Origin of the sequence: Mesorhizobium sp. M0751, assembly GCF_040320265.1 — a bacterium.
In the GTDB taxonomy this organism is placed as follows: Bacteria; Pseudomonadota; Alphaproteobacteria; order Rhizobiales; family Rhizobiaceae; genus Mesorhizobium.
Genome location: NZ_JAMYPH010000014.1, coordinates 147,935 through 169,453 on the forward strand (window position 1 = coordinate 147,935; position 21,519 = coordinate 169,453).

Genomic DNA, 21,519 nt, shown 5'->3' on the forward strand with positions numbered 1-21,519 from the left:
GTGACATGGCGGCAGCGGATCTCTCCAAGCTGATCGAGGCGACGGCAAACACCATCGCCGCCCATGCCGAAGAGCTGACCAGGCTCGACCAGGCGATCGGCGACGGCGACCATGGGCTCAACATGAAACGCGGCTTCGAGGCAGTGCGGGCCGAGGCCGGCGCGTTCGCGGCAAAGCCGTTGCCGGAGGCGCTGAAGGCGATCGGCACCAAGCTGGTGATGACCGTCGGCGGAGCCTCCGGTCCCTTGTTCGGCACGCTGTTCATGGCGCTCGGCAAGGAGATTCCCGCCGCGCCGGATCGCGCCGATCTGGCGGCGGCCTTCGGCAAGGCGATCGAAGCAGTGGCCGCCCGAGGCAAGTCGCAGGCCGGGCAAAAAACCATGCTCGATGTGCTGCAGCCGGTGCATGAGGCCCTGCTGGAGGGAAAGACGGCAGCGGACATCGTCGAGATCGCCGACAATGCGGCCGACGCGACCGTGCCGATGAAGGCGCTGCGTGGGCGCGCCTCCTTCCTTGGCGACCGTTCGATCGGTCATATGGATGCCGGCGCACGCTCGACCGCCCTTCTGGTGCGGGCCGTAGCCGAAGCAATCGAGAGGCGCGCATGAGCAATGTCGGCATCGTCATCGTATCGCATTCGCCGCTGGTCGCCGAAGGCACCGCCGACATGGTGCGGCAGATGGTCGGCAACGAAGTGCCGCTTGCATGGTGCGGCGGAAACGGCCATGGCGGGCTGGGAACCAATGTCGAGGCGATCATGGGCGCCATCGACAAGGCCTGGTCGGAGGCGGGTGTCGCGATCCTCGTCGATCTCGGCGGTGCCGAGACCAATAGCGAGATGGCGGTCGAGATGATCGGCGAACCACGCGCCCAGAAGATCATCGTCTGCAATGCGCCGATCGTCGAAGGCGCGGTGATGGCGGCGACCGAGGCTTCCGGCGGCGCCTCGCTCAAGGAAGTGGTGGCGACGGCGCACGAACTGTCGCCGTCGTGAATGAACGGGAATTTTGACAAGCATGTCCGCAGCAGCCGAAGCCAGCGTCCTGATCACCCATGAGGTGGGACTGCATGCGCGTCCTTCGGTGAAGTTCACCAAGCTTGCCAAGACGTTTTCGGCCGACGTCGAGATTGCACTCGCCGCCAACGGGCCGTGGCTCGACGCCAAGAGCATCGTCAAGGTAATGGCTGCGAAAGCGCCGAAAGGTACTGTCCTGCATATCAGAGCCAGAGGGGACGGCGCCGGTGAGGCGGTCGGCGCGCTGGTCGAGCTGGTGCGGCGCGATTTCGACGAAGGCAAGGACCATGCCCGAACCGCTTAGGCTGCAGGGCATTTCGGCATCGGCCGGCTATGCCGAGGGGCCGCTGTTCGATCTGGACCAGGCTGCTGTGCGTTATGTCCGCAAGGCGACTGCCGCGGACGAGAAGGCGGCGCTTGAAGCCGCCATCTCCATTGCCGCAGGCCGGCTCGCGACATTGATCGAAACCAGCGACAGCGAGGCGGCCGGGATCCTCGAATTCCAGCTCGCCATGCTGGAGGACAACGCGCTGACCGGTCCGGCCTTTGCGCACATCGTCGAGGGCATGGCTGCTGATGTGGCTTGGCGAACAGCGCTCGACGCCGAGATCGCCGGCTACGAAACATCCGACCAGGACTATTTCCGGGCGCGCGCGGCCGACATGCGCGATACACGCGACCAGGTGCTACGCGCGCTGACCGGGGGCGGCGACATTGCCGCACCGGCGGGTGCGATCTTCTACGGCGAGGATATCGCACCGACGCGCTTCCTCGAGACCGACTGGAGTGCCGGCGGCGGCATAGCACTTACGGCCGGAAGTGCTGCAAGTCATGTCGCAATGCTGGCACGCTCACGCGGCGTGCCAATGGTGGTGGGGCTTGGGCTCGTGGCGCGTGGGGTGGCCGGGCCCGGTGCTTCGCCGGCTCACCTTGCCGGAATGGCTCTGCTCGATGCCGAACATGGCGGCATCGTGTTGGCGCCTTCGAAAGCGGAGATCGATGCATTCCGACGATCGTCGTTGGCTTTCGCAGCGCATCGCGGCAAAGCGGCAGCCTATCTGACAAGGCCGGCAGCAACGAAGACCGGCATAGCGGTCCGCGTGCAGGTGAATATTGCCGATCCGTCCGATGTCGACACCATCGATGTCGCGACCTGCGACGGTGTCGGGCTGATGCGGACCGAATTCCTGTTCGGCAAGACATTGCCGGACGAGGAGACGCAATATCGCGCCTACCGCAAAGTGCTGGAATGGGCAGGCGACAGGCCGGTGACGATCCGTACCGTCGATGCGGGCGGCGATAAGCCTGTGCCGGGCCTGACCGTCGAGGAAGGTAATCCATTCCTTGGCCTGCGCGGGATCAGGCTGTCGCTGGTGCGCCCAGAGGTCTTTCGCGTGCAGATCCGCGCCTTGCTACGCGCCGCCATGCACGGCAATCTGAAGGTGATGTTCCCGATGATCGCCGTTCCGGAAGAGTATGAACACGCCACCGCGCTGTTCGCGGAAGAGCAGGCTGACCTTTTGGCGCGCGGCATCGCGCAAAAAATGCCGCCGCTTGGCATCATGGTCGAGGTGCCATCGGTGGCGATTGCGCCGGAGGCATTCGCCAAGGCCGCCTTCTTCTCGATCGGTTCGAATGATTTGACCCAATACCTGATGGCCGCCGCTCGCGACAATGCGTCGGTCGCACATCTGAATTCCGTCAGGCACCCGGCCGTGCTCCGGCTGATCGCGTCGGTTGCCGCCTTCGGCCGTGAGCACAATATCCCGGTTAGCCTGTGTGGCGATGCCGGCGGCGACCCCGCCTCGATCCTGGCGCTGCTCGAAACCGGCCTGCGTGACCTCTCCGTCGCTCCCGCCCAACTCGCGATGGCCAAGGCGGCCATCGCGGACGTTTGGATCTAGGCCCCGGCATGGCAGACAAGGCGTCGCAATCCGGTCCCGAAGAGGCGATCCGCGCCTACAAGACGATCCTGTCGCACGTGATCGACCAGCGCCCGTCCGGCATGCGCCAGCGCCTCGCTGATGCGCTGGGCAAGCATCGCAGCTTCGTTACGCAGATTTCCAGCCCGGCCTATTCGACGCCGATCCCTTCGAAGCATTTGCCGGCTATCTTCTCCGTCTGCCATTTCAGCCCGGCCGAACGCGATCATTTCCTTGAGGCCTACCATCGGGCGCATCCGGGAAAGATGTCGCTGGCCGCAGGCATGCGCAGGACACGGCATGTCTCGCTGATCGTTCCCGATTTCGGCGACGACAAGCAGAACGCGGCGCTCGACCGGGCGGTCAACGATTTCATCCAGAAGATCACCAGCATCGCCGGCAAGGGCAGCTGACGCTGGGCTATTTCGGGAGGACAGCCATGAAGAAATTTCTGAATTCGGTCGATACGGTGCTGACCGAGAGCCTCGACGGCTTCGTTGCCGCGCATGCCGATATCCTGGCGCTCGGCGAGGAGCACAAATTTGTCCGTCGCAAGGTGCTCAAGCCGGGCAAGGTGGCGCTGATCTCCGGCGGCGGCTCGGGTCACGAGCCGCTGCATGGCGGGTTCGTCGGGCACGGCATGCTGGATGCCGCCTGCCCCGGCCAGGTATTCACCTCGCCGACGCCTGACCAGATGCTGGCGGCAGCTGAAGCCGTCAATACGGGCGCCGGCTGCCTGTTCATCGTCAAGAACTACGAGGGCGACGTGATGAATTTCGACATGGCCGCTGAAATGACGGAAGGCGTGATGCAAATTGTGACCAATGACGACGTCGCGGTCGAAAACTCGTCCTACACCACCGGCCGGCGCGGCGTCGCCGGTACGCTGGTGGTCGAGAAGATCGTCGGCGCGGCGGCCGAACAAGGCATGCCACTGGAGCCGTTGAAGGCGCTGGGCGAGCGCATCAACGGCGCGACGCGCTCGATGGGCGTGGCGCTGACCAGTTGCACCGTGCCGGCGGCGGGCAAGCCGACCTTCGACATCGGCGACGGCGAGATGGAGTTCGGGGTCGGCATCCACGGCGAGCCTGGGAGGCGGCGTGACACATTGAAGAGCGCTGATGCCATCACCGAGGAGATCTGTACCGCAATTCTGGGTGACCTGGGCGACGGTGCCAGAGGCCAGGCGCTACTCTTCGTCAATGGCTTTGGCGGCACACCGTTGATGGAGCTTTATCTGATGTATAACAGCGCCCGCAAAATCTTCGAGAAGCATGGCGTGACGGTGGCCCGGTCGCTGGTCGGGTCCTATGTGACCTCGCTCGACATGGCCGGCTGTTCGATCACGCTGAGCATGCTCGACGACGAGGCGGCTGTTTGGTGGGATGCCCCGGTACATACGGCCGCGCTGCGCTGGGGCATGTAGCGGCGGAGAATGCCTCAGAAATAGTCGGTGATGAAACCGACATCGGCAACGCCGCACATCACCAGACAGTTGCCCTCCTCACCCAGCGTAAGATAAAGAATCTGCGGGTTTGGGGAGTTCGAGCATGCGTTACAATTGGGATCGGGCGCCGACGGGTTTCGAGCGTCATGGAAAGGTGCTGGCAGCCGCCTTGCTGATCGTCGGCGGGGTCGGCCTTATGCTCGCTGCGCTGCCGCTTTAGGGACAACAACTCGGGTAGCTTCTGAGCGCGTTGCCTCAGTGTGCCCGCCCCGTCACGGCGATGAAACGGCGGTCGCGCCCTTCAAATCCCTGGTTGAAGCGCTGCACGAGCACCGCAAGCACGCCCGGTTTTCCATCCGGGGTGAATGCGTAAGATTCCGACAGGCTGTAGGACGTCGGGCAATTCCTCGAACCGGGCACGGCCTTGTCCTCATGGAGCAGCTTGATCGGCTTGCCGTCCTGACCCTGCAGCGTCAGGCGAAAGCCGAGCGCCTTGCCGGTCGTTTCGCCTTGCTGCGTCCCGTCGAAACTCGATGAACAATCCGCCGTGCTGTCGGCAAGAATCTGCTCGAGCTGGATGGTCGAGATGCCAAGCTCGTCATAGGCCGGCGAAAGCCATTTTTGCGAAACCTGCTCGAGGCGCGCAATGTCATTGTAGGCGACCATGTCGTCGGGAAAGGTGAACCTGTCCAAGGCAGTCCGCTCGCCGCGCGGCGCGATGGCATATTTGGCCAGCAAGGGCGCCGCCAGTTCGGCGGCCTGTGCCCTCGCCTGCGCAAGCGTCAGTGTCGCATCCTCCGTCTCGTCGACGATGACGATCGGCTTGCCGCCGACGAACTCATCGGTGCGCGTGTCGATGATGTCGATCTCCGACCAGCCCGAATCCGAAGCACCGGCATCGAGCGTGCCGTACTGTTCGAAGGCGAAGTAGTTGCCGTCTGGCGAAAAGCCGATGATGCGCCGTGCCGCCGCATCGCCGGCCTGAGCAGCTGAAGCGAACACCAACGCCAGCGTCGCAACCGCGGCAAACCCAAGCTCATATCGCAATTTCATCGCGCCCTGCCCCTAATGCCGAAAATTCAGCCGATACCGGCCCCCAGACCACCATGACCCGTACTTGCGGCCAAGTTAGAACGACGGCAAACGAAACGCACAAATACATGGTTACACAAACCAGCATACGCTATTTCAAGGACAGCAAACATTCCTGGGGAGGAAGCCGGATGGCGTCACGCTACCACGAGATTTATGACGGCTGGAAACGCGACCCGGAAAAATTCTGGGCCGATGCGGCGAGTGCAATCGACTGGTTCTCGCCCTTCGAGACCGTGTTCGACGCCAATGCCGGCGTCTATGGCCGATGGTTCAACGGCGCCTCGTGCAACACCTGCTTCAATGCCGTCGATCGTCATGTGGCGGGCGGCCGTGCCGACCAGATCGCGCTGATCCATGACAGCGCGATTTCCGGCACAATCACGAAATTCACCTATGCCGAGCTGAAGCGCGAGGTGGTCGCGCTGACCTCGGTGCTCAAAAACCGCGGCATTAAAAAGGGCGATCGCGTCATCATCTACATGCCGATGGTACCGGAAGCAGCCTTCGCCATGCTTGCCTGCGCGCGGATCGGCGCCGTGCATTCGGTGGTCTTCGGCGGCTTTGCCTCGCATGAGCTCGCCACCCGCATCGACGACGCCAAGCCGAAGCTGATCATCTCGGCGTCCTGCGGCCTGGAGCCAGGGCGCGTCGTTGCCTATAAGCCGCTGCTCGACAAGGCGATCGAGATGTCGCGGCACAAGCCGGAAAGCTGCCTTATCCTGCAGCGCGACCAACTGTGCTGCGAACTCAGGGAAAACTACGACATCGACTATGCTGATGCTGTGGCGCGCGAGCGCGCCGCCGGCGCCAATGTCGACTGTGTTCCGGTGCTTGCCACCGATCCGCTCTACATCATCTACACCTCCGGCACGACCGGCCAGCCGAAGGGAATCGTGCGCGACAATGGCGGCCATATGGTCGCGCTGAAATGGTCGATGGAAAACGAGTTCGGCGTCAAGCCGGGCGAAGTGTTCTGGGCGGCTTCCGATGTCGGCTGGGTGGTCGGCCATTCCTACATCGTCTACGGCCCGTTGCTGCATGGCTGCACAACCATCCTGTTCGAGGGCAAGCCGGTCGGCACGCCCGATGCCGGCACGTATTGGCGTGTGATCGCCGAGCATGGCGTCGTCGCGCTGTTCACCGCACCAACCGCCTTTCGCGCCATCAAGGGACAGGATCCGAAAGGCGAATTCGTCCCGAAATACGACCTGTCCAAATTCCGCACGCTGTTCCTCGCTGGCGAGCGCGCCGATCCGGAAACCATCAAATGGGCGGAGCAGAAATTGAACGTGCCGGTGATCGACCATTGGTGGCAAACCGAGACCGGCTCGCCGATGACCATCAACCCCGCCGGACTGGGCCTGCTGCCGGTCAAATACGGCTCGCCCGGCGTGCCGATGCCCGGTTATGACATCCGCGTGCTCGACGATGCCGGGCATGAAGTCAAGCGTGGTACGCTTGGCAATGTCGTGGTGAGATTGCCGTTGCCCCCCGGCTGCCTGCCGACGCTGTGGAATGCCGACGAGCGGTTTCGCCAAGCCTATCTCGACGAGTTCCCCGGCTTCTACAAAACCGCGGACGCCGGCATGATGGACGAGGACGGCTATCTCTATGTCATGGCTCGCACCGACGACATCATCAATGTCGCCGGCCACCGGCTATCGACCGGCGCCATGGAGGAGGTTCTGGCCGCGCATCCCGACGTCGCCGAATGCGCCGTCGTCGGTATTGCCGATGCTATGAAAGGCCAGGTTCCACTCGGCTTCGTCGTGCTGAATGCCGGCGTCGACCGCGACGCCGGCATCATCGAAAACGAGGTTGTCTCGCTGGTGCGCGAACGAATCGGCCCGGTCGCTGCCTTCAAGACGGTGGTGACGATCAAGCGCCTGCCGAAGACGCGCTCCGGCAAGATCCTGCGCGGCACCATGCAGAAAATCGCCGACAAGGAGGAATGGGCCATGCCGGCAACGATCGACGACCCGGCCATCCTCGACGAGATCACCGCCGCACTGAACCGCCGCGGCATCGGCCTGTAAGGACGCCGAAGCCGAGTTGCGTCCGAAGCTCCGGTATGGAACGACCGGCGCCGGACATGGTATCCACGCACTGCGTCGTCATGTTGCTTCGGAATCGAGGCGCACCCACAGCCATGCGAGATGCCATACGTGACCCTGTTCCAGCGATCGAGAAAGTCCCAGGCCGCGGCGCGACGGCGGCTGGAAATCGATATGCGGGACACGGTCGTCTATGCGATCGGCGACGTGCATGGCTGCTACAAGGAACTCCGCGCCCTGGAGCAGAAGATCCTGCTCGATTCGGCGCCCTTCGAAGGACGAAAGCTGATCATCATGCTCGGCGACTACGTCGATCGTGGGCCTCAGTCGGCGCGTGTGCTCGATCATCTGCTGGCGCCGCCGCTCCAAGGTTTCCAGCGCATTTGCCTTGCCGGCAACCACGAAGTCGTGATGCTGAACTATCTCGACGGGATCATTTCGAGAGAGTCGTGGCTGGCGATAGGTGGCCTGCAGACGCTGTTTTCTTACGGCATCGACCCGTCGCGCATGGCCGATCTCTATGGGTCGAGCGAGGAGGTCGACCGGCGCATTCGGGAGATCATTCCCGCCGGCCATATCAGCTTCATGCGCGCGCTGCCGGTCATGATCTGTTCGGCGAAATTCGTGTTCGTTCATGCCGGCATCAGGCCCGGCATCGACCTCGCCGCGCAGGACGAGGACGACCTGCTCAACATCCGCTCGGAGTTCTTTGACGCCGCGCATCTTCTCGACCGCTATGTCGTGCACGGACATACGCCGGTCGACATTCCGAAGCTCGAGGGGCGCCGGCTTGGCATAGACACAGGCGCCTTCCAAACCGGCCGGCTGACCGCCCTCAGGATCGTCGACAACCGCGCCAGGCTGATATTTTCCTGAGCGCGATATCGTCGCTCAGGCGGCTGCCTTGGTGCGCGCTTCCGATTTTTCCAGATAGTAACTCGAATATTTGTCGAAGAATTTTTCCGAGCCGCCGATCGAGCCATACTTGGCCAGTTTCTTCAGTTCGACCTTGTTCAGCACCGCGCCAATGATCTTCTTGGCGATGTAGGGCTCCGAGCTGAGCACGGATTGCACCATCGCACGCGGCGTGCGTCCCCACTCGGTGACCAGCACGAAGCCGTCGACAAGCGGAGCGAAGGCCTTGGCGTCGACGACAGGCCCGAGTGGCGGCAGATCGACGATGATGTATTCGAAGGTCTCCTTGGCGTTATCGATGAAGCGCCGCATGCCGGCCGAAGACAGAAGCTCGCTGGTATGCGAAAACTGGCCACGCAGGACGGCCGGGATGATAGCCAGCTTGGTCTGCCGGTCGATCTTGCCGACCGATTGCCAGGTCTGCCCGCTCACCACCGCTTCCATCAGGCCCTGCTCGGCCTCCATACCGAGGCTGCGGCTGAGGCCGGGATTGCGCAGGTCGCCATCGATCAGCAGCGTTTTCGATCCGTTGACGGCAAGCAGCCCGGCAAGATTGGCGGCCACCGTCGACTTGCCTTCGCCGGGAAGCACCGAGACCACGCCGATGACCCGGCTGCCCTGGCCCTCCATCACGACGTCGAAGGCAATCTTTGCGTTGCGCAGCGTCTCGGAGAACATCGATGCCGGTGCATCGACGGTTACCCGCATCCGCGCACGTTTTTCGGCCGCCGACAATGTTTTGGAGGGCTGGGATTTGGAGGACTTGGCGGTCTTGGATTCAACGACTTTGACATCAGGCTGACCGCCATTGCGTTGGTCATCCTTGCCAGCCTTGCCGATGACCGGGAGATAGCCGAGGAATTTGAGGCCGACACGGTCGCGGACATCCTCGCCGGTCCTGAAGAAGCGTTCCCTGAATTCATTCAGGCCACCAACCCCTGCCCCCATCATTATGCCAAGCGCCAGCGAAAGCCCCAGCACGATGGCCGTTCGCGGGGTTGCGGCCGACTGCGGCATCGTCGCGTCCGAGATGACCCGGATCTTGCCGACCGGGAAGGATTGCTGCTGGGCGGCCTCCTCATAGCGGTTCAGGAACGTCTGGTAGAGCGTCGACAGCGCCGTCGCCTTCTGGTCCAGCTCACGCAGCTTGACCTGCGACTGGTTGTCGATGGAGCTCTTGCCAGCCGCCAAGGCGACATTTGCGCGGAGCGCGGTTTCGCGCGCCAGAGCGACCTCGTATTCGTTGCGGTAACTTTCGGTCAGTTGCTTCAGCTCGCCGAAAATCTGCGCCGATATGTCGGCCTTTTCCTTGGCGAGCGCGACGGCCTGCGGATGTTGCGGGCCGAAATTGGCTTCGACGTCCTGCTGCCGCTTGGCGACGGTGAGATAGCGGTTCTTCAGCGTCGTGATGACGGAGCTGCTCGGCTGGTCATTCGATATCGCAGCCTCCTTGAACGCATTGTCCGAGCCGCTTTCGACGATCGACTTGTACTGCTGATAGCGGGCGCCGGCACGTGCGGTATCGGCCTGCGCGACGATCAGCTGGGTGTTGAGATCGGACAATTGCTTGTCGCTGATCAACTGGCCGTCATTGACAGCCAGTCCATGTTCGGCCCTGAACTTTTCGACCGCCAATGCGGCCGCCTGGGAGCTCTCGCGGAGCTCGGTCAGCCGGCCTTGCAGCCAGACCGCCGCCCGTTCGGTCGCGTCGAAGCTGGCATCGAGCTGATCGGCGAGATAGGCATCGGCATAGGCCTTGGTGATGGCGGTCGCAAGCGCCGGATCCGTCGCCTGGAAGGAGATGCTGATGACAAAGCTTCGGCCGATCCGCTCGGCGTCGAGTTGGTTCTGCAGCTTGAAGATTGCGTAGTCGCGGGGCGATGACGATGCGGTGATCGCGTCACGCGTCGCAGCGTCAAGCTGAGTGACATCGGTTGTGCTAGCGGCGCGCTTGGGGCGGACCGACTGGATGATACTGCGTACAAAGCCTGACACTTTCGACATGGCCGACGTCGGAGGGTTCATGAAAGCGTCGTTCTGATCGAGCTTCAGCTTGTCGACGACCACCCCCGCCAGCCTGGCCGACTGCAAAATTTCGATCTGGCTTAGAACGGCGGAGTCGGTCTGCATACTGACCGACGCCGCCGAAATGTCGTCGACGACCTTGTTCAATCCTTCGTCGATCAGCACGCTGCTCGTCGCCACATAGGTAGGAGGCGTCGTCTGCAAATAGAGCACGCCGAGAAAGAGACCGATGACGGCGCAGGCGGCAACCACTTTCGCCTGCCGCGCGGCCATGCCAAGCAGGCGCTCGATGTCGATGAAGTCTTCGGCGTTTGCCGCATTTGAAGCCGGCAATGGCGTCCTCTTGTCGACAGGAAAATTGGCATAGTTCATCTTCGGTCCAATTCTAGTTTGCAGGCGCTACCGCCTCGAAGGTCGGGACATAGGGTGCAAACCTTGCGCCGGACAGTGCGCGTTACGCGCGGCGCAACGGCCTGTCCTGCGTCATCAGCCGCACCCACAATGCCTCGAAAAAATGGACATTATGCGGCTTCTTCCCGACGCTGATGCGACCGGACGAATTCCTGCAGCATCTCGAAGATCGGGCCCTTCATGTCCTCCCGCGCCAGCGCGAAAGCGACATTGGCCTGGATGAAGCCCTCCTTCGAACCGCAGTCGAACATGCGGCCGTCGAAAGGCTGGGCGAAGAAAGCCTGGGTCTGTGCGAGACGCACCATTGCGTCGGTCAGCTGGATCTCGTTGCCGGCGCCGCGTTGCTGGCTGGCCAACAGCGAGAATATCTCGGGCTGCAGGATGTAGCGGCCGTTGATGTAGAAGTTCGACGGCGCATTGGCAGGAGCCGGCTTTTCGACCATGGCCGTCACCTCGAAGCCCGTGCCGACATCAGCGCCGCGCCCGACAATGCCGTATTTGCTGGTCTCGGTCGGATCGCAACGCTCGACAGCGATAACGTTTGCGCCAGTCTGCGCATAAAGATCGGCGACCTCGGCGAGACACCCGCGCCCGCCGAAGGACACCATGTCCGGCAAAAGTAATGCGAAGGGCTCGTCACCGATGACTTCGCGCGCGCACCAGACGGCATGGCCGAGGCCTTGCGGCGACTGCTGGCGGATGAAGCTCGTCGCGCCGGCGACGGGAAGCAGGCTTTCAAGCGATTCGAGTTGCGCCTTCTTGCCGCTCTGCTCCAGGGTTCCGATCAGTTCAGGATGCAGGTCGAAATAATCCTCGATCACCGCCTTGTTGCGGCCGGTGACGAAGACGATGTGCTCGATGCCGGCCTCGAACGCCTCGTCAACCGCATATTGCACGACAGGCCTGTCGACCACAGGCAGCATTTCCTTCGGCATGGACTTGGTCGCCGGCAGGAACCGCGTTCCAAGCCCCGCCACCGGTATGACTGCCTTCCTGACTTTTTTCATTGCATGTTCCTTCTGAGGAGATCGATTTCAACCTGTCGCAGGCGGCGAAAACTGTCTTCATCCATTCGCCTGCAGCCCTTCACCTCCCCGCCACCACGGCAAACTGTGCCGCTACCCTTCGCAGCCGGACGGCGATCGGCATGCCCATATGCCGAACCGCCGCCGGATCGCTGAGCGCCGTCCATATCGCCTTGAGCGGCGACCGCGCCTTGATGTGCTGAACCAGCGACAGGAATGATGCCGCCCGCCGTAGGCTGCGTGAGCGCCTGGCGAAGGCCGCCTCGGCCGCAGCATCCATGGAATGGGTCGCGGCGAAGGTGGCATCGGCCCTGCGCATCGCCTCGACGTGATGAAGTTCGAGCACCCGGGAGATGGAACCGGTGCGAATGTGGTAGATATAGCCCGTCGTCGGCTCGACCACGCATTTGCCGCCTTTGGCCAGAGCACTGGCCAGGAGGATATAGTCTTCGCCAATGATCAGGCTTTCATCGTAACGAAGCCCGTTCTCGTTCAGGAACCGGCGCTGGAAGATCGGCTTGAGATAGCCGAGATTGAACCTCGATTCGAAGAGGACATTGCCGCCGATGAAATCCGCCAGCGAGATTTCACCGAGCCCTTCCAGATAGTCGGCCGGGAACATCGTCTCTTCGGCAACGCCATCCTCGCGAACGACCTGCAGATTATCGACCGCGATCTCGGCGCCCGCTTTCTCCGCGCGTTCGATCATGGTGCAGATTCGCCCGGGATAGACCGCGTCGTCCGAATCTAGGACCGCGACCCACCTGCCGCGAGCAAGCTCAAGGCCGGCATTCCTGGCGCCACCGGGGCCACTGTTTTGCTCAAGCGCGACAACGCGTACGATGTCTTCGGGATAGGATCTCGCCAGGTCGAGCGTCCGGTCGCGCGACTTGTCGTCGACGATGATGACCTCGACGCTGACATTGCGCTGGGCGACGGCGCTGGCAATCGCCCGATCGATGGTCGCCTCGGCATTGTAGGCGGCAATCACGAAGCTCACGTCAGGCTGCACGCTTGCCCCCTTGCTGCGGCGAAGACAGGCCGTATTGGCGGATTTCACGAACCCCGACGAGGCCGCTGACGACGCCGACATGCATAATGCCGCGAAGCAGGCTGCGGTTCCGGCGGACGGGGTCGATGGCGACCGGAATTGCCGACAGGAAACTGTAGGCGGCCTTTGCCGCGGCAAGACCGACCTGCTTGAGACGGGCAAGGCCGTGTGCGTTGCGCCCCAGAAGATGACCGTGCGTCTGCCCGACGCGGAACCGGCGGCGGCCTAGCCAGTCGAATGCCGCCCTGGCAGGTGGCACCGCTTCGTCGACCCAAGCCTCCGGCGAAAAGGCGATGCGACCGCCGGCCTTGACCATCTGGTCGAAGAATTCCGTATCTTCGCCGCCGGTCTGGCCACGTGCCAGGCTGAAGCGCCGGCCGCGCAGGCTCTCAGCGCCCATCCTGAGCAGGACGTTGCAGGTGTAGCCGGTGCGGATCTCGCCGCTCACCCAGACCGGCGAGGTCGAGTGGAAATCGCCTTTGCGCATCCAGGCGGGCGCATCCGGCAAGTAACGGGCTTGCACCGGCCCAAGCACCGTCGCTGCACCAGTTGCTTCCGCCGTCGCAACCAGTTCGGCAAGCCAGCCAGCGGTAGCCGTCTCGTCGTCGTCGATAAAGGCGACGAAATCCGCCGCACTGGCATCGAGGCAAGCGTTGCGCGCGATCGAGATGTTGCGGGCCGGGGCGTGCCGGTAGGTCACCGGCAGCTTCAACTCCCCCGCCAGCTTGGCGACCAGCGTTTCAGCCGTCGGCGTATCGTCGTTGTCCGCGATGATGACACCGATGTCGAATCCCGTGGGCATATCCACGGCCGCTATGGAGCGAAGCGTGTCGGCAAGCTCCGGCCGGCGAAATGTGCAGACGCAGATATCGATGCTTCGATTTTTCCTGACCGGGTCCATCACGCTACCCCGCGCTGCGGTCGCGGTGCGAGCAGTTGCAGCCAGAAACCGACCGACCAGCCGAAATGCATGACCATTGCCGAGACCCCGGCAAGCGCAATGTCGGCTTTGCGCTGGCTGACGGCGGTCCAAAAGCCGTAGCCGAGGCAGACCGACGCCCACAGCAAAAGCGGCACGGCCGCCAGCCAGTGGACGAAGGAAAAGGCGGCGAGAAGAACCACCGGGAACACCAGAAGCGGCACCATCTGCCGGATTTTCGGGATCATGCGATGCTTGAGAACGTTCTTCGCGCGGCCACGGCCATAGCCGAGATACTGAAAATAGAGGCCCTTCAGCGAGGAGCGCGGGTAGTAGACCATTTGCGTCTTGCCGGTCATCCAGATGCGGTAACCGGCCTGGCGGAGCCGATAGTCGAGTTCGGCATCCTCATTGTGGCTGAACGTCTCGTCATAGCCGCCGACCGCGATGAAAGCCGATATCCGCATCAGGGCATGGTGGCCATGATCGACCCATTCCCCCGCCGAAAGATGCCGGTGCTTGGAGCCGCCGGTGCCGAGCCTGGAGTTCTGCGCCGCTGCCGCTGCTTTCTGCACCATGCCGCTGCCACTGGTCAGCATCGAGACGACGACCGAATCTGCACCGGTGGCCTGCGCTTCTTCGACCAGCCGGTCGCAATAATCCGCGGGATAGCCGCCATGCGCGTCGATGCGAATGAGATAGTCAACGCCGTCCCCGAATCTGGCAACGGCGAGATTGATCGCCGCGCTCTGCAAGCGCTTTTCATTGTGCAGCAGGACCATCCGCTTATCTTTTGCGGCGATGTCCGCGACGATAGTCCTGGTGCCGTCCGTGCTGCCGCCATCGGCAACGATGATCACGGCGCCCAGCCTCTCGGCCGCAGGGCGGAGCTCTCGAAGCAACGCGCCGATATGGGCCGCTTCGTTCAGGCACGGAACCACGATCATGCAGGATGGAATTTCGGTTTGCGTCATCGGCAGTCCTTCTATGCCAATGCTTCGGCAGCATATGGACCGGGAGCCGCAGTCAGCCCGCGGAGCTTTTCGACGAGCGCCCGGCAATCGGCGCGGTCGTAGCTCCAGGTGCGCGGATTGCGGGCGAGAACACGCGCCTTCAATGTCTCGAACCGATGCTGCTCCATCGTGCCGACGGCGGCTTCGAGCGCCTCGGGCGTGGCTTCTGGCAAAAGAACCCCAATGCCTTGCCGGTCGAGGAATCGGCCGGTTTCGGTGGCTCCCATCGAAATCGGCACGGCTCCGAAGCGGCAGCCCTCATAAAGCCGGTTGGGCAATAGCCATTCGGAGTTCAGGCCCTGCTCAAAAAAGTCGATGGCCCAGGAAAAGTGAACCTCGCGGTAGATCGCCGCCATATCCTCGGGATTGCGGTAGGGACCGCCAAACGAGAGCCAGGGCTCCGATTCGACGAAACCGTGGAAATCGGGAAATTCGGACAGCGCCGGCCGGCCCCTGAGGACGATTTCAAAGCGGCCGTCGAGGCGGCGCGAGAAGTCGGCCAGAAGCTCCAGGGAACGGCGGCAGCGGAGCGCCCCGAACCAGCCGATCCGCCAAGGCGGCGCAACGGGGTTCTCCGGCGCCGCCCGGTCATCCAGCGAGGGCGCGGCCGGCTCGAAATACTTGTTTTCGAGCAGTTCGACCGGGGCGGCAATCTGTCCGAACGGCTTGAAATAGTTGGCGATGAAGGCCGGAGAGCTGGTCACCAGAAGCTTCACATCCCTGGCCAGGAAGCGTTCTGCGCCGCGCATCGCCCAGCCCAGCGGATCGTCGCGAAGCAGCAGGCGATGAATGTCCAGGCACTCGTAGACGATCGGCACCGTTGCCTGGAAGGCCGACCTCGCGCGGCGGGCAAGCGCCAGCATTTCCAGATTGCGCGCGATAATGAGGTCGGGCCGTGGCATCGAGCCCAGCTTCGAGCCGGTCGAGACGACCGCCTTCATGATCGCGGCCAGACGTTGGGCGAATCGGCCATCACGAGTCGGGCCGAGATCGATCGGCTGCAAGCCCTCGACATCAGCAACTGCGCTTGCCGTACGACGAAAGCCGGCCAGCGTAACCTGGGCGCCGCCTGCCTTGAGCATTATGATCCGCCGGCGCACTGCCGGGTCGGAGACGTCGTGTACCAAGTACAAGACATGCAGCATGAAAACTCGACCGCTGTTGGCCCGCCCGCTACGATGCTAGTACAGCTCTTGCTGCATCGCAACATTTTTGGTTGCAGCGTAGCAAAGATCCACATTTTTTGTTGCACTGCAAAATCGATGGGTTAATCTCGCTCTGCTTGGGCCGCATGGACCGCGCGTTGGCCTGCCATCGGGCTGCGCGCCAATAATCACGACGCGAGGACCATCCTTGGCGTGCAGCATTTTCGGCCAACCCGCCTGCAATCCGCCCCCTTCGCACCCGTCGATGGAAGCACGGGACTACTCACGAAATGAGGTCATTCCATGAAGATCGCGGTTGAAAACACCGTCTGCCTGAATACCGGGGATGCAGCGATCCTCCTGGCGATCCGCCATGTTTTCAAGACGATCGTGCAAGAAGATATCCAGTTCTACGTCTTCGACAGCCAGCCGGAGGTGGCGGCGAGGCTCTACACGAAGAAGGACTATCCGGATCTCGCATTCCACAAGCTGCTGTCGGAATCGCTGTTCCGCTACAAATACGGCAGCGGACTGAAGAACCTGTTCAAGCCGCTCTACAATCGGCTCGTGCTCACTGCCCTGCGGCGGTTCGGCACCGGCGTTCTCGGGCGTTTTTTCAGCCCAAGCAATCGCCGTGGTCTCGACATCTACAGAGACGCCGACCTCGTGGTCACGACAGGCGGAACCTATCTCGTCGAGACCTACAATCTGGAGCGGCGGCTCAATCAATTCCGGATTGATGCGATTCTGGGCAAGGACCCCGTCTTCTTCACGCAATCGCTCGGCCCGTTCAACAAAAGTTACAATCGCCAGGAGTTGAGCCCGATCTTCGACCGGAGCCCGCTCATCCTGCTGCGCGACGAACGTTCGAGAGGCCACATTGTGGACATGGTGAAAGACCCCGGCAAATGCCACGTCGTGGCCGACGCCGTCTTTACCCTGGCCGACACCGACAGGATCGGAAAAATTCTGGCCTCCGGCCAGTCGACAACCGTCACCGGCCGCGTCGCCATTTCCGTCCGTCACTGGAACTATGTCAGCGACGGCGAGGGTGGCATGCGCCGCTACATCGACTCGATCCGCGAGATCGCGACCATCCTGGTCAGGGACCACGCCAAGGAGGTCACCTTCGTCTCCACCTGCCAGGGCGTGCCGGAATACGCCCATGATGATTCCAAGACGGCGCGGACGATTGTTGCCGAACTCGATCCGGAGATCGCCAAGCATGTCAGCGTGGACGCTTCGTTCCACACGCCGGAGCAACTGATGGCACTGGTGAAGGGCTTCGACTTCGTCGTCGCAACGCGCATGCACATGATGATCATGTCGCTCTGCGTCGGCACGCCGGTGCTGCCGATTGCCTATGAATTCAAGACCAAGGAACTTGCCAAGCGGATCGGCGTCGCCGACCTGCTGCTCGACATCGACACGGTGACGCCCGAGGAAGCGAGCGAGAAGCTCGGCAGACTTACCGCCAATCTCGACCTCTATCGCAGGACGAGCCTTCAGGCAGTACTTGAGGAGCATACGTCGGCGATGTCGGCGGGTGCGCTGTTGAGGCCGGTGATTGCCGGCCTAGCGGGCGTTGCGCATGGCGCTGGAAAGCGTGCTGAACAGGGCGCTGCGCGACTGGCGAAGGGCAAGCATGAGGACCAGTCCGATCGAATAATTGAGGGCAACCGCCAGGACCACCGCGAGCAGGTCTGACTGGCCGGTCAGCGATGCCGGCAACTCGCGGTAGACGGACCAGGCAAGCAGCGACGAGGCTATGAAAAGCCCCTGCATGACCAGGAAGTCGGCTGCGGTCACAGGGCCGACCCGGTGGACAAGAACGGCAAGTACCGGGACGCGCAGCACATAGCCGCTGATCGCGTAGGCCGCCGCGACACCGACGGCGCCCCAGTGCAATCCGATGATGAAGGCGGCGACCGTCGTCAGCGACGAGTAGATGCCCCAGTGGAACATGGTCTTGGTCTTGCCCTGGCAGATGAAGATCCATCCGGTGGTGCTCGAGACGGACTGGATCAGGCTGGCAATGCCCAGCCAGGCGAAGATCGGCGCCACCGCCGTCCAGCGCTCGCCGAAGAGAAGCCCGACGACCTGGTCCGACGTCAACGTCAGCGCCGCGATGCCGGGCATGGTGATGGCCGCCAGCATCCAGTTGGTTCGCACATAGATATCGCGAAACCGTGCCTTGTCCTCATGGATGCGGCTCAGCAGCGGCACCATCACGCGTGTCAGCGGCTGGTTGATGTTCTGCAGCGGAAACAGCAGGAGCTTGTAGGCGCGGTCATAGTAGCCGAGTTCGATCGCGCCCGAATATTTTCCGATCAGGATGTTGTCGAGATTGCGCGAGAAGAAGTTGGCCAGATTGAAGCCGGTCAGATTGGCGCCGAACGATAATATGTCGGTATCGACCTTCAGGTCCGGCCGTGACGGCGTCCAGCGCGCCACCTGCCATGCCGCGGCGAGCGCGACAACAGCCGAAACCGCCGGGCCGATGACCAGCGACCAATAGCCCAGCCCCGCATAGGCGGCCACTGCGGTAGTCGCAAGTCCGGCAGCGGCGGTAATCACATCGTTCAATGCGAGCTGGCCAAAGCGCAAATGGCGGTTCATCAGCGCCAGCGGCACCGCGGCGAGACTGCCAAGAAGCAGCGGCAAGGCAGAGCCGATGGTGATCCCGACCATGCGTTGATCGCCATAGAAGGCAGCGATGGCGGGCGCGAGGCATGCAACCACCACGGCACTGCCCAGCCCCACCAGCGCACTGATCCAGAATACCTGGTTGAGCTGCTCGGTGCTGATGTCCTTGCGCTGGACCACGGCCTGCTGCAGGCCAAGGTTTTGAAGCAGTCCGACAAAGGCCACGATCGGCCCGACGGAAGCCACCAAGCCGAAATCCTCGGGCACGAGCAGACGCGCAAGCACGATGACCGAGAGAAACTGGATCGCCATCCTGAAGCCTTGCGCGCCGATCGTCACCACGCCGCCGCGCAGGGCGACGCGACCGAACTGGGGGGGCGGGTTGGCATTCATGCCGGGTGCCTGGCTTCGGCCAGCTGGGCAACGATCTGCGCAAAACGTTCGTTGAGCACGTCCGCGTTGAAATCCTGCTCGATCTTGCGGCGCGCCGCACGTGCGATGCGTTCGCATTTGTCCGGGTTCTCGGCCACCCAGACAAGCTTGCGGGCCAACGCCGCAACGTCTCGCTCCGGTGCGAGGAAACCTGTCTCCTGATCCTCGATCAGCTCGGGGATGCCCGAGTGATAGGTGCTGACCACGATCAGTCCGGCGGCCATGGCCTCCATCAGCGCCACCGGAATACCCTCTAGATCGCCGTCTCGCGCGGCAACGCTGGGCAGCAGGAATACGTGGGCATCTCGCAGGCGCTGCTTGACCTCGGCGTGCGGACGCGGCCCGAGGAAAGTCACCCGGTCGGCAATGCCGAGATTTGCGGCGAGCTTCTTCAACTCTTCCAGCAATTCGCCACCGCCAATTACCGAATAGACCCAGTCACGCCGCGGCAGGCTGGCCAGCGCCCGAAGGGCGAATTCGATGCCCTTCTTTTCGGTCAGCCGGCAGACCGAGATGAAGGACAGTGTGTCCCGTTCCCAGGAACGCCAATGGTAGCCGATCTCACCGGGCCGCACGCCCATATGGTGAACCATGACCTGCGCGGGGGGTGCGCCGACGCCCATCAGGGCGTCGCGGAAAAACCCGTTCACCGGGAGCTGGAGAACGCCCTTTTCGAAGACCACCTTGTAGCGCGTGAGCGTGTTGTCATGCAGCGGTTCGCCGACATCGCGGCCGTGGAATATGGTCACCAGCGGAGCGGAAATCCGGCCTCGTTTCATGGCGCGGGCGACGCGCATGCCGTTATTGCCGAAATGCGCGACGATCACATCGGCGTTCTGCAATTTGCGCGCAAAGGCAATGTCGACGGCGGTCGAGAGTTTATCCCAGAACCTGCCCGACCATCTCCTGAGCGTCGGACGAAAGCGCCCCAGCCCACCCCACCAGCAGACGACCTTGCCAGGGAGAGCCTGCCAGCGGCCGTCGATGTTGCTGTCCTTGCCGAAGGACGTCTCGTTGCAGACGACGCCGACTTGCATGCCGCGCTCGAGGCACCCTTCTATCTGGTCGAGGACGAAGGTCTCCGACAAAGAGGGGAACTTATCAACTACGAAGCAAATCTTCATCGAATGGACGATCTTTCGAGGCCGGTCGGCGATCTGCTCGCGCGGATGAGGGCTGATGCCCGTCGCCGCCATGCGAGGCGCTTCAAGCGTCTGGTGTGGTGCGTGTCGTTGTCCCAAAGCAGCTCCCACCCCGGTCAGGCGCGAGAGCCGGCTTTTAGGCGACATGCATGGCTTTGGACGAAATGCATCAGGCGGCACGCTCCAGCGCGCCTTGCCTGGCGCGGTCGAGAACGCCGAGAAAAGTCGCGAACTGGCTGTCGGGGTTCATTTGCGGCCGCTCCGAAAACAGCTGCGCCGCCGCCGACAGACGGTCGTACTCGGCCTTGTCGCTCCATAGCCGCCTGACCGCGGCGACCCAGTCGTCGAGCGGTGCGTCGTAGTCGAGCACCACGCCGCCGGCGCCAATCGCTTCCGGCAGGCCGCCGCGGCGGGACCCGACGACCGGAATACCGCTGCAATGGGCCTCGGACGCCACCCGTCCCCACGCCTCTTCCCATTTGCTGGGCGCCAGCAGAATCTTGGTGCGGCCATAGACGGTCTTCATGTCGCTGGTGCGGCTTTCCAGCCTGACGTTGCGCAGCGGCGCGATGATCTGTTCGATCTGCGCCCGGTGGTCGTCGTCGAGCTTCCAGCTTTCGACGAACAGGAACGGGATTTCGGGGCATTGGCCGGCGATGCGCACGGCGAGTTCGAACCCTTTTTCATTGTAAGGATTGATCAGCGTGACGAATTCGCCGGTGGTCGGCGTGCTATAGAGCCCGGGATTGATGGTCGGTGGAATCACGGTCGAATCGATGCCGAACTTTTCCTTATAGGTGCGCGCTGTGAATTCGGAATTGGCGATATAAAGCGCCGAATGCAATTCGCGCAGGTCGCCGGCCAATTCGTGGAATTCGACGTTCCGCAGGTAGACCACTAGTGGCACGCCGAGCGCCTGCAGCGCCTTTCCGATCGGCACCGATTTGTGGCACTGCACGACGGCGACATCGGGATCGAGCCGTTCGACCGCGAAGCGGGCCGCCTCCCAGGGAAACCATGCCCGCACGACCGGATAGCCGGGATAGCTGTCGATGACCGCACGCTGGCGAAGCAGCTTCATCTTGGCGCGCGCCTTGAAACCGAACATGCCGTCACCGAACAGCGCCGCCAGAACCGAGGCGTCATGACCGTGCTCGCGCAGCTGCTCGACCAGATGGTGCGTGCTCGACTGAACGCCACCGCTGAACTGCGGGGTGTAGCCGTTGCCGCCTGCAAACAGAACTTTCATGGACCTGGCTCCT

18 protein-coding genes and 1 pseudogene are annotated in these 21,519 nt (G+C 62.8%); 9 read left to right on the forward strand and 10 right to left on the reverse strand.

The features are described from left to right. The first annotated feature begins 5 nt into the window (after positions 1-5). Genes dhaL through dhaK form a run of 6 tightly spaced genes read left to right on the forward strand, consistent with a single transcriptional unit; the run spans position 6 to position 4,363 of the window. Complete coding sequence (gene dhaL, locus NKI19_RS21560; protein ID WP_352487980.1) at positions 6-608, forward strand: dihydroxyacetone kinase subunit DhaL; 603 nt, start codon at positions 6-8, stop codon at positions 606-608. Further along, positions 605-994, forward strand: a complete 390-nt coding sequence (gene dhaM / locus NKI19_RS21565) for a dihydroxyacetone kinase phosphoryl donor subunit DhaM (protein ID WP_292659370.1) — start codon at positions 605-607, stop codon at positions 992-994. The genes dhaL and dhaM overlap by 4 nt, the downstream gene beginning before the upstream one ends. Positions 995-1,016: 22 nt before the next feature. Beyond that, the gene (locus tag NKI19_RS21570; RefSeq protein ID WP_292659371.1) at positions 1,017-1,319 is read left to right on the forward strand and encodes an HPr family phosphocarrier protein; all 303 of its coding nucleotides are present in this window, start codon (positions 1,017-1,019) and stop codon (positions 1,317-1,319) included. Next, positions 1,303-2,919, forward strand: coding sequence for a phosphoenolpyruvate--protein phosphotransferase (ptsP, locus tag NKI19_RS21575; RefSeq protein ID WP_352487979.1), 1,617 nt, complete (start codon positions 1,303-1,305; stop codon positions 2,917-2,919). The genes NKI19_RS21570 and ptsP overlap by 17 nt, the downstream gene beginning before the upstream one ends. Before the next feature lie 8 nt (positions 2,920-2,927). After that, positions 2,928-3,350, forward strand: coding sequence for a hypothetical protein (locus tag NKI19_RS21580; protein ID WP_352487978.1), 423 nt, complete (start codon positions 2,928-2,930; stop codon positions 3,348-3,350). A gap of 26 nt (positions 3,351-3,376) precedes the next feature. After that, the gene (dhaK, locus tag NKI19_RS21585) at positions 3,377-4,363 is read left to right on the forward strand and encodes a dihydroxyacetone kinase subunit DhaK (protein ID WP_352487977.1); all 987 of its coding nucleotides are present in this window, start codon (positions 3,377-3,379) and stop codon (positions 4,361-4,363) included. 276 nt (positions 4,364-4,639) lie between these two features. Here dhaK and NKI19_RS21590 read toward each other — a convergent pair whose 3' ends face one another. Next, the gene (locus NKI19_RS21590; RefSeq protein WP_352487976.1) at positions 4,640-5,437 is read right to left on the reverse strand and encodes a DUF2259 domain-containing protein; all 798 of its coding nucleotides are present in this window, start codon (positions 5,435-5,437) and stop codon (positions 4,640-4,642) included. A 170-nt stretch (positions 5,438-5,607) separates the two neighbouring features. Between NKI19_RS21590 and NKI19_RS21595 the strand changes: the two genes are divergently transcribed. Continuing rightward, positions 5,608-7,515 (forward strand): propionyl-CoA synthetase, encoded by a 1,908-nt coding sequence (locus NKI19_RS21595; RefSeq protein ID WP_352565222.1) that lies wholly within the window; start codon positions 5,608-5,610, stop codon positions 7,513-7,515. Positions 7,516-7,707: 192 nt separating this feature from the next. Continuing rightward, entirely contained in the window at positions 7,708-8,409 is a 702-nt protein-coding gene (locus NKI19_RS21600; RefSeq protein WP_352487974.1) for a metallophosphoesterase family protein, read from the forward strand. A 15-nt stretch (positions 8,410-8,424) separates the two neighbouring features. On the opposite strand, the gene NKI19_RS21605 is transcribed toward NKI19_RS21600, so the two are convergent. From NKI19_RS21605 to NKI19_RS21630, 6 genes are all read right to left on the reverse strand, one after another. Continuing rightward, complete coding sequence (locus NKI19_RS21605) at positions 8,425-10,845, reverse strand: polysaccharide biosynthesis tyrosine autokinase (protein WP_352487973.1); 2,421 nt, start codon at positions 10,843-10,845, stop codon at positions 8,425-8,427. Positions 10,846-10,994: 149 nt separating this feature from the next. Continuing rightward, positions 10,995-11,891: a UTP--glucose-1-phosphate uridylyltransferase gene (locus tag NKI19_RS21610; protein WP_023676320.1), complete on the reverse strand. Its 897-nt coding sequence runs from the start codon at positions 11,889-11,891 to the stop codon at positions 10,995-10,997. Positions 11,892-11,970: 79 nt separating this feature from the next. After that, a complete protein-coding gene (locus NKI19_RS21615) occupies positions 11,971-12,921 on the reverse strand; it encodes a glycosyltransferase family 2 protein (RefSeq protein ID WP_352565224.1) in 951 nt (316 codons plus the stop codon). Continuing rightward, positions 12,911-13,861 (reverse strand): glycosyltransferase family 2 protein, encoded by a 951-nt coding sequence (locus NKI19_RS21620; RefSeq protein WP_352487971.1) that lies wholly within the window; start codon positions 13,859-13,861, stop codon positions 12,911-12,913. The genes NKI19_RS21615 and NKI19_RS21620 overlap by 11 nt, the downstream gene beginning before the upstream one ends. Next, the gene (locus tag NKI19_RS21625) at positions 13,861-14,853 is read right to left on the reverse strand and encodes a glycosyltransferase family 2 protein (RefSeq protein ID WP_352487970.1); all 993 of its coding nucleotides are present in this window, start codon (positions 14,851-14,853) and stop codon (positions 13,861-13,863) included. Before NKI19_RS21625 ends, NKI19_RS21620 begins: the two co-directional genes overlap by 1 nt. 11 nt (positions 14,854-14,864) lie before the next feature. Then, entirely contained in the window at positions 14,865-16,037 is a 1,173-nt protein-coding gene (locus NKI19_RS21630; protein ID WP_352487969.1) for a glycosyltransferase family protein, read from the reverse strand. Positions 16,038-16,340: 303 nt separating this feature from the next. Between NKI19_RS21630 and NKI19_RS21635 the strand changes: the two are divergent. Further along, positions 16,341-17,390 (forward strand): annotated as a pseudogene (locus NKI19_RS21635) (polysaccharide pyruvyl transferase family protein); the annotation flags it as partial. A 222-nt stretch (positions 17,391-17,612) separates the two neighbouring features. On the opposite strand, the gene NKI19_RS21640 reads toward NKI19_RS21635, so the two are convergent. The 3 genes from NKI19_RS21640 to NKI19_RS21650 all read right to left on the reverse strand — a co-directional run bounded on the left by NKI19_RS21640 (position 17,613) and on the right by NKI19_RS21650 (position 21,506). Next, positions 17,613-19,076 carry a lipopolysaccharide biosynthesis protein gene (locus NKI19_RS21640; RefSeq protein WP_352565226.1) on the reverse strand — a complete coding sequence of 488 codons (1,464 nt, stop codon included), beginning with the start codon at positions 19,074-19,076 and terminating at the stop codon, positions 17,613-17,615. Next, on the reverse strand, positions 19,073-20,311 hold the full coding sequence (locus NKI19_RS21645) for a glycosyltransferase (protein ID WP_352487967.1): 1,239 nt from the start codon (positions 20,309-20,311) through the stop codon (positions 19,073-19,075). The genes NKI19_RS21640 and NKI19_RS21645 overlap by 4 nt, the downstream gene beginning before the upstream one ends. A gap of 115 nt (positions 20,312-20,426) precedes the next feature. Further along, the gene (locus NKI19_RS21650) at positions 20,427-21,506 is read right to left on the reverse strand and encodes a glycosyltransferase (RefSeq protein ID WP_352487965.1); all 1,080 of its coding nucleotides are present in this window, start codon (positions 21,504-21,506) and stop codon (positions 20,427-20,429) included. Positions 21,507-21,519: the final 13 nt, after the last annotated feature.

Excerpts from the sequence above, each read along its gene's own strand:
- NKI19_RS21645 (WP_352487967.1), bottom strand. The coding sequence starts at position 20,311 with ATGGCGGCGACGGGCATCAGCCCTCATCCGCGCGAGCAGATCGCCGAC.
- NKI19_RS21580 (WP_352487978.1), top strand. The coding sequence starts at position 2,928 with ATGGCAGACAAGGCGTCGCAATCCGGTCCCGAAGAGGCGATCCGCGCC.
- NKI19_RS21595 (WP_352565222.1), top strand. The coding sequence starts at position 5,608 with ATGGCGTCACGCTACCACGAGATTTATGACGGCTGGAAACGCGACCCG.
- NKI19_RS21590 (WP_352487976.1), bottom strand. The coding sequence starts at position 5,437 with ATGAAATTGCGATATGAGCTTGGGTTTGCCGCGGTTGCGACGCTGGCG.
- dhaL (WP_352487980.1), top strand. The coding sequence starts at position 6 with ATGGCGGCAGCGGATCTCTCCAAGCTGATCGAGGCGACGGCAAACACC.
- ptsP (WP_352487979.1), top strand. The coding sequence starts at position 1,303 with ATGCCCGAACCGCTTAGGCTGCAGGGCATTTCGGCATCGGCCGGCTAT.
- NKI19_RS21630 (WP_352487969.1), bottom strand. The coding sequence starts at position 16,037 with ATGCTGCATGTCTTGTACTTGGTACACGACGTCTCCGACCCGGCAGTG.
- NKI19_RS21620 (WP_352487971.1), bottom strand. The coding sequence starts at position 13,861 with ATGGACCCGGTCAGGAAAAATCGAAGCATCGATATCTGCGTCTGCACA.
- NKI19_RS21625 (WP_352487970.1), bottom strand. The coding sequence starts at position 14,853 with ATGACGCAAACCGAAATTCCATCCTGCATGATCGTGGTTCCGTGCCTG.
- NKI19_RS21640 (WP_352565226.1), bottom strand. The coding sequence starts at position 19,076 with ATGAATGCCAACCCGCCCCCCCAGTTCGGTCGCGTCGCCCTGCGCGGC.
- NKI19_RS21600 (WP_352487974.1), top strand. The coding sequence starts at position 7,708 with ATGCGGGACACGGTCGTCTATGCGATCGGCGACGTGCATGGCTGCTAC.
- NKI19_RS21650 (WP_352487965.1), bottom strand. The coding sequence starts at position 21,506 with ATGAAAGTTCTGTTTGCAGGCGGCAACGGCTACACCCCGCAGTTCAGC.
- dhaM (WP_292659370.1), top strand. The coding sequence starts at position 605 with ATGAGCAATGTCGGCATCGTCATCGTATCGCATTCGCCGCTGGTCGCC.
- NKI19_RS21570 (WP_292659371.1), top strand. The coding sequence starts at position 1,017 with ATGTCCGCAGCAGCCGAAGCCAGCGTCCTGATCACCCATGAGGTGGGA.
- NKI19_RS21610 (WP_023676320.1), bottom strand. The coding sequence starts at position 11,891 with ATGAAAAAAGTCAGGAAGGCAGTCATACCGGTGGCGGGGCTTGGAACG.
- NKI19_RS21605 (WP_352487973.1), bottom strand. The coding sequence starts at position 10,845 with ATGAACTATGCCAATTTTCCTGTCGACAAGAGGACGCCATTGCCGGCT.
- dhaK (WP_352487977.1), top strand. The coding sequence starts at position 3,377 with ATGAAGAAATTTCTGAATTCGGTCGATACGGTGCTGACCGAGAGCCTC.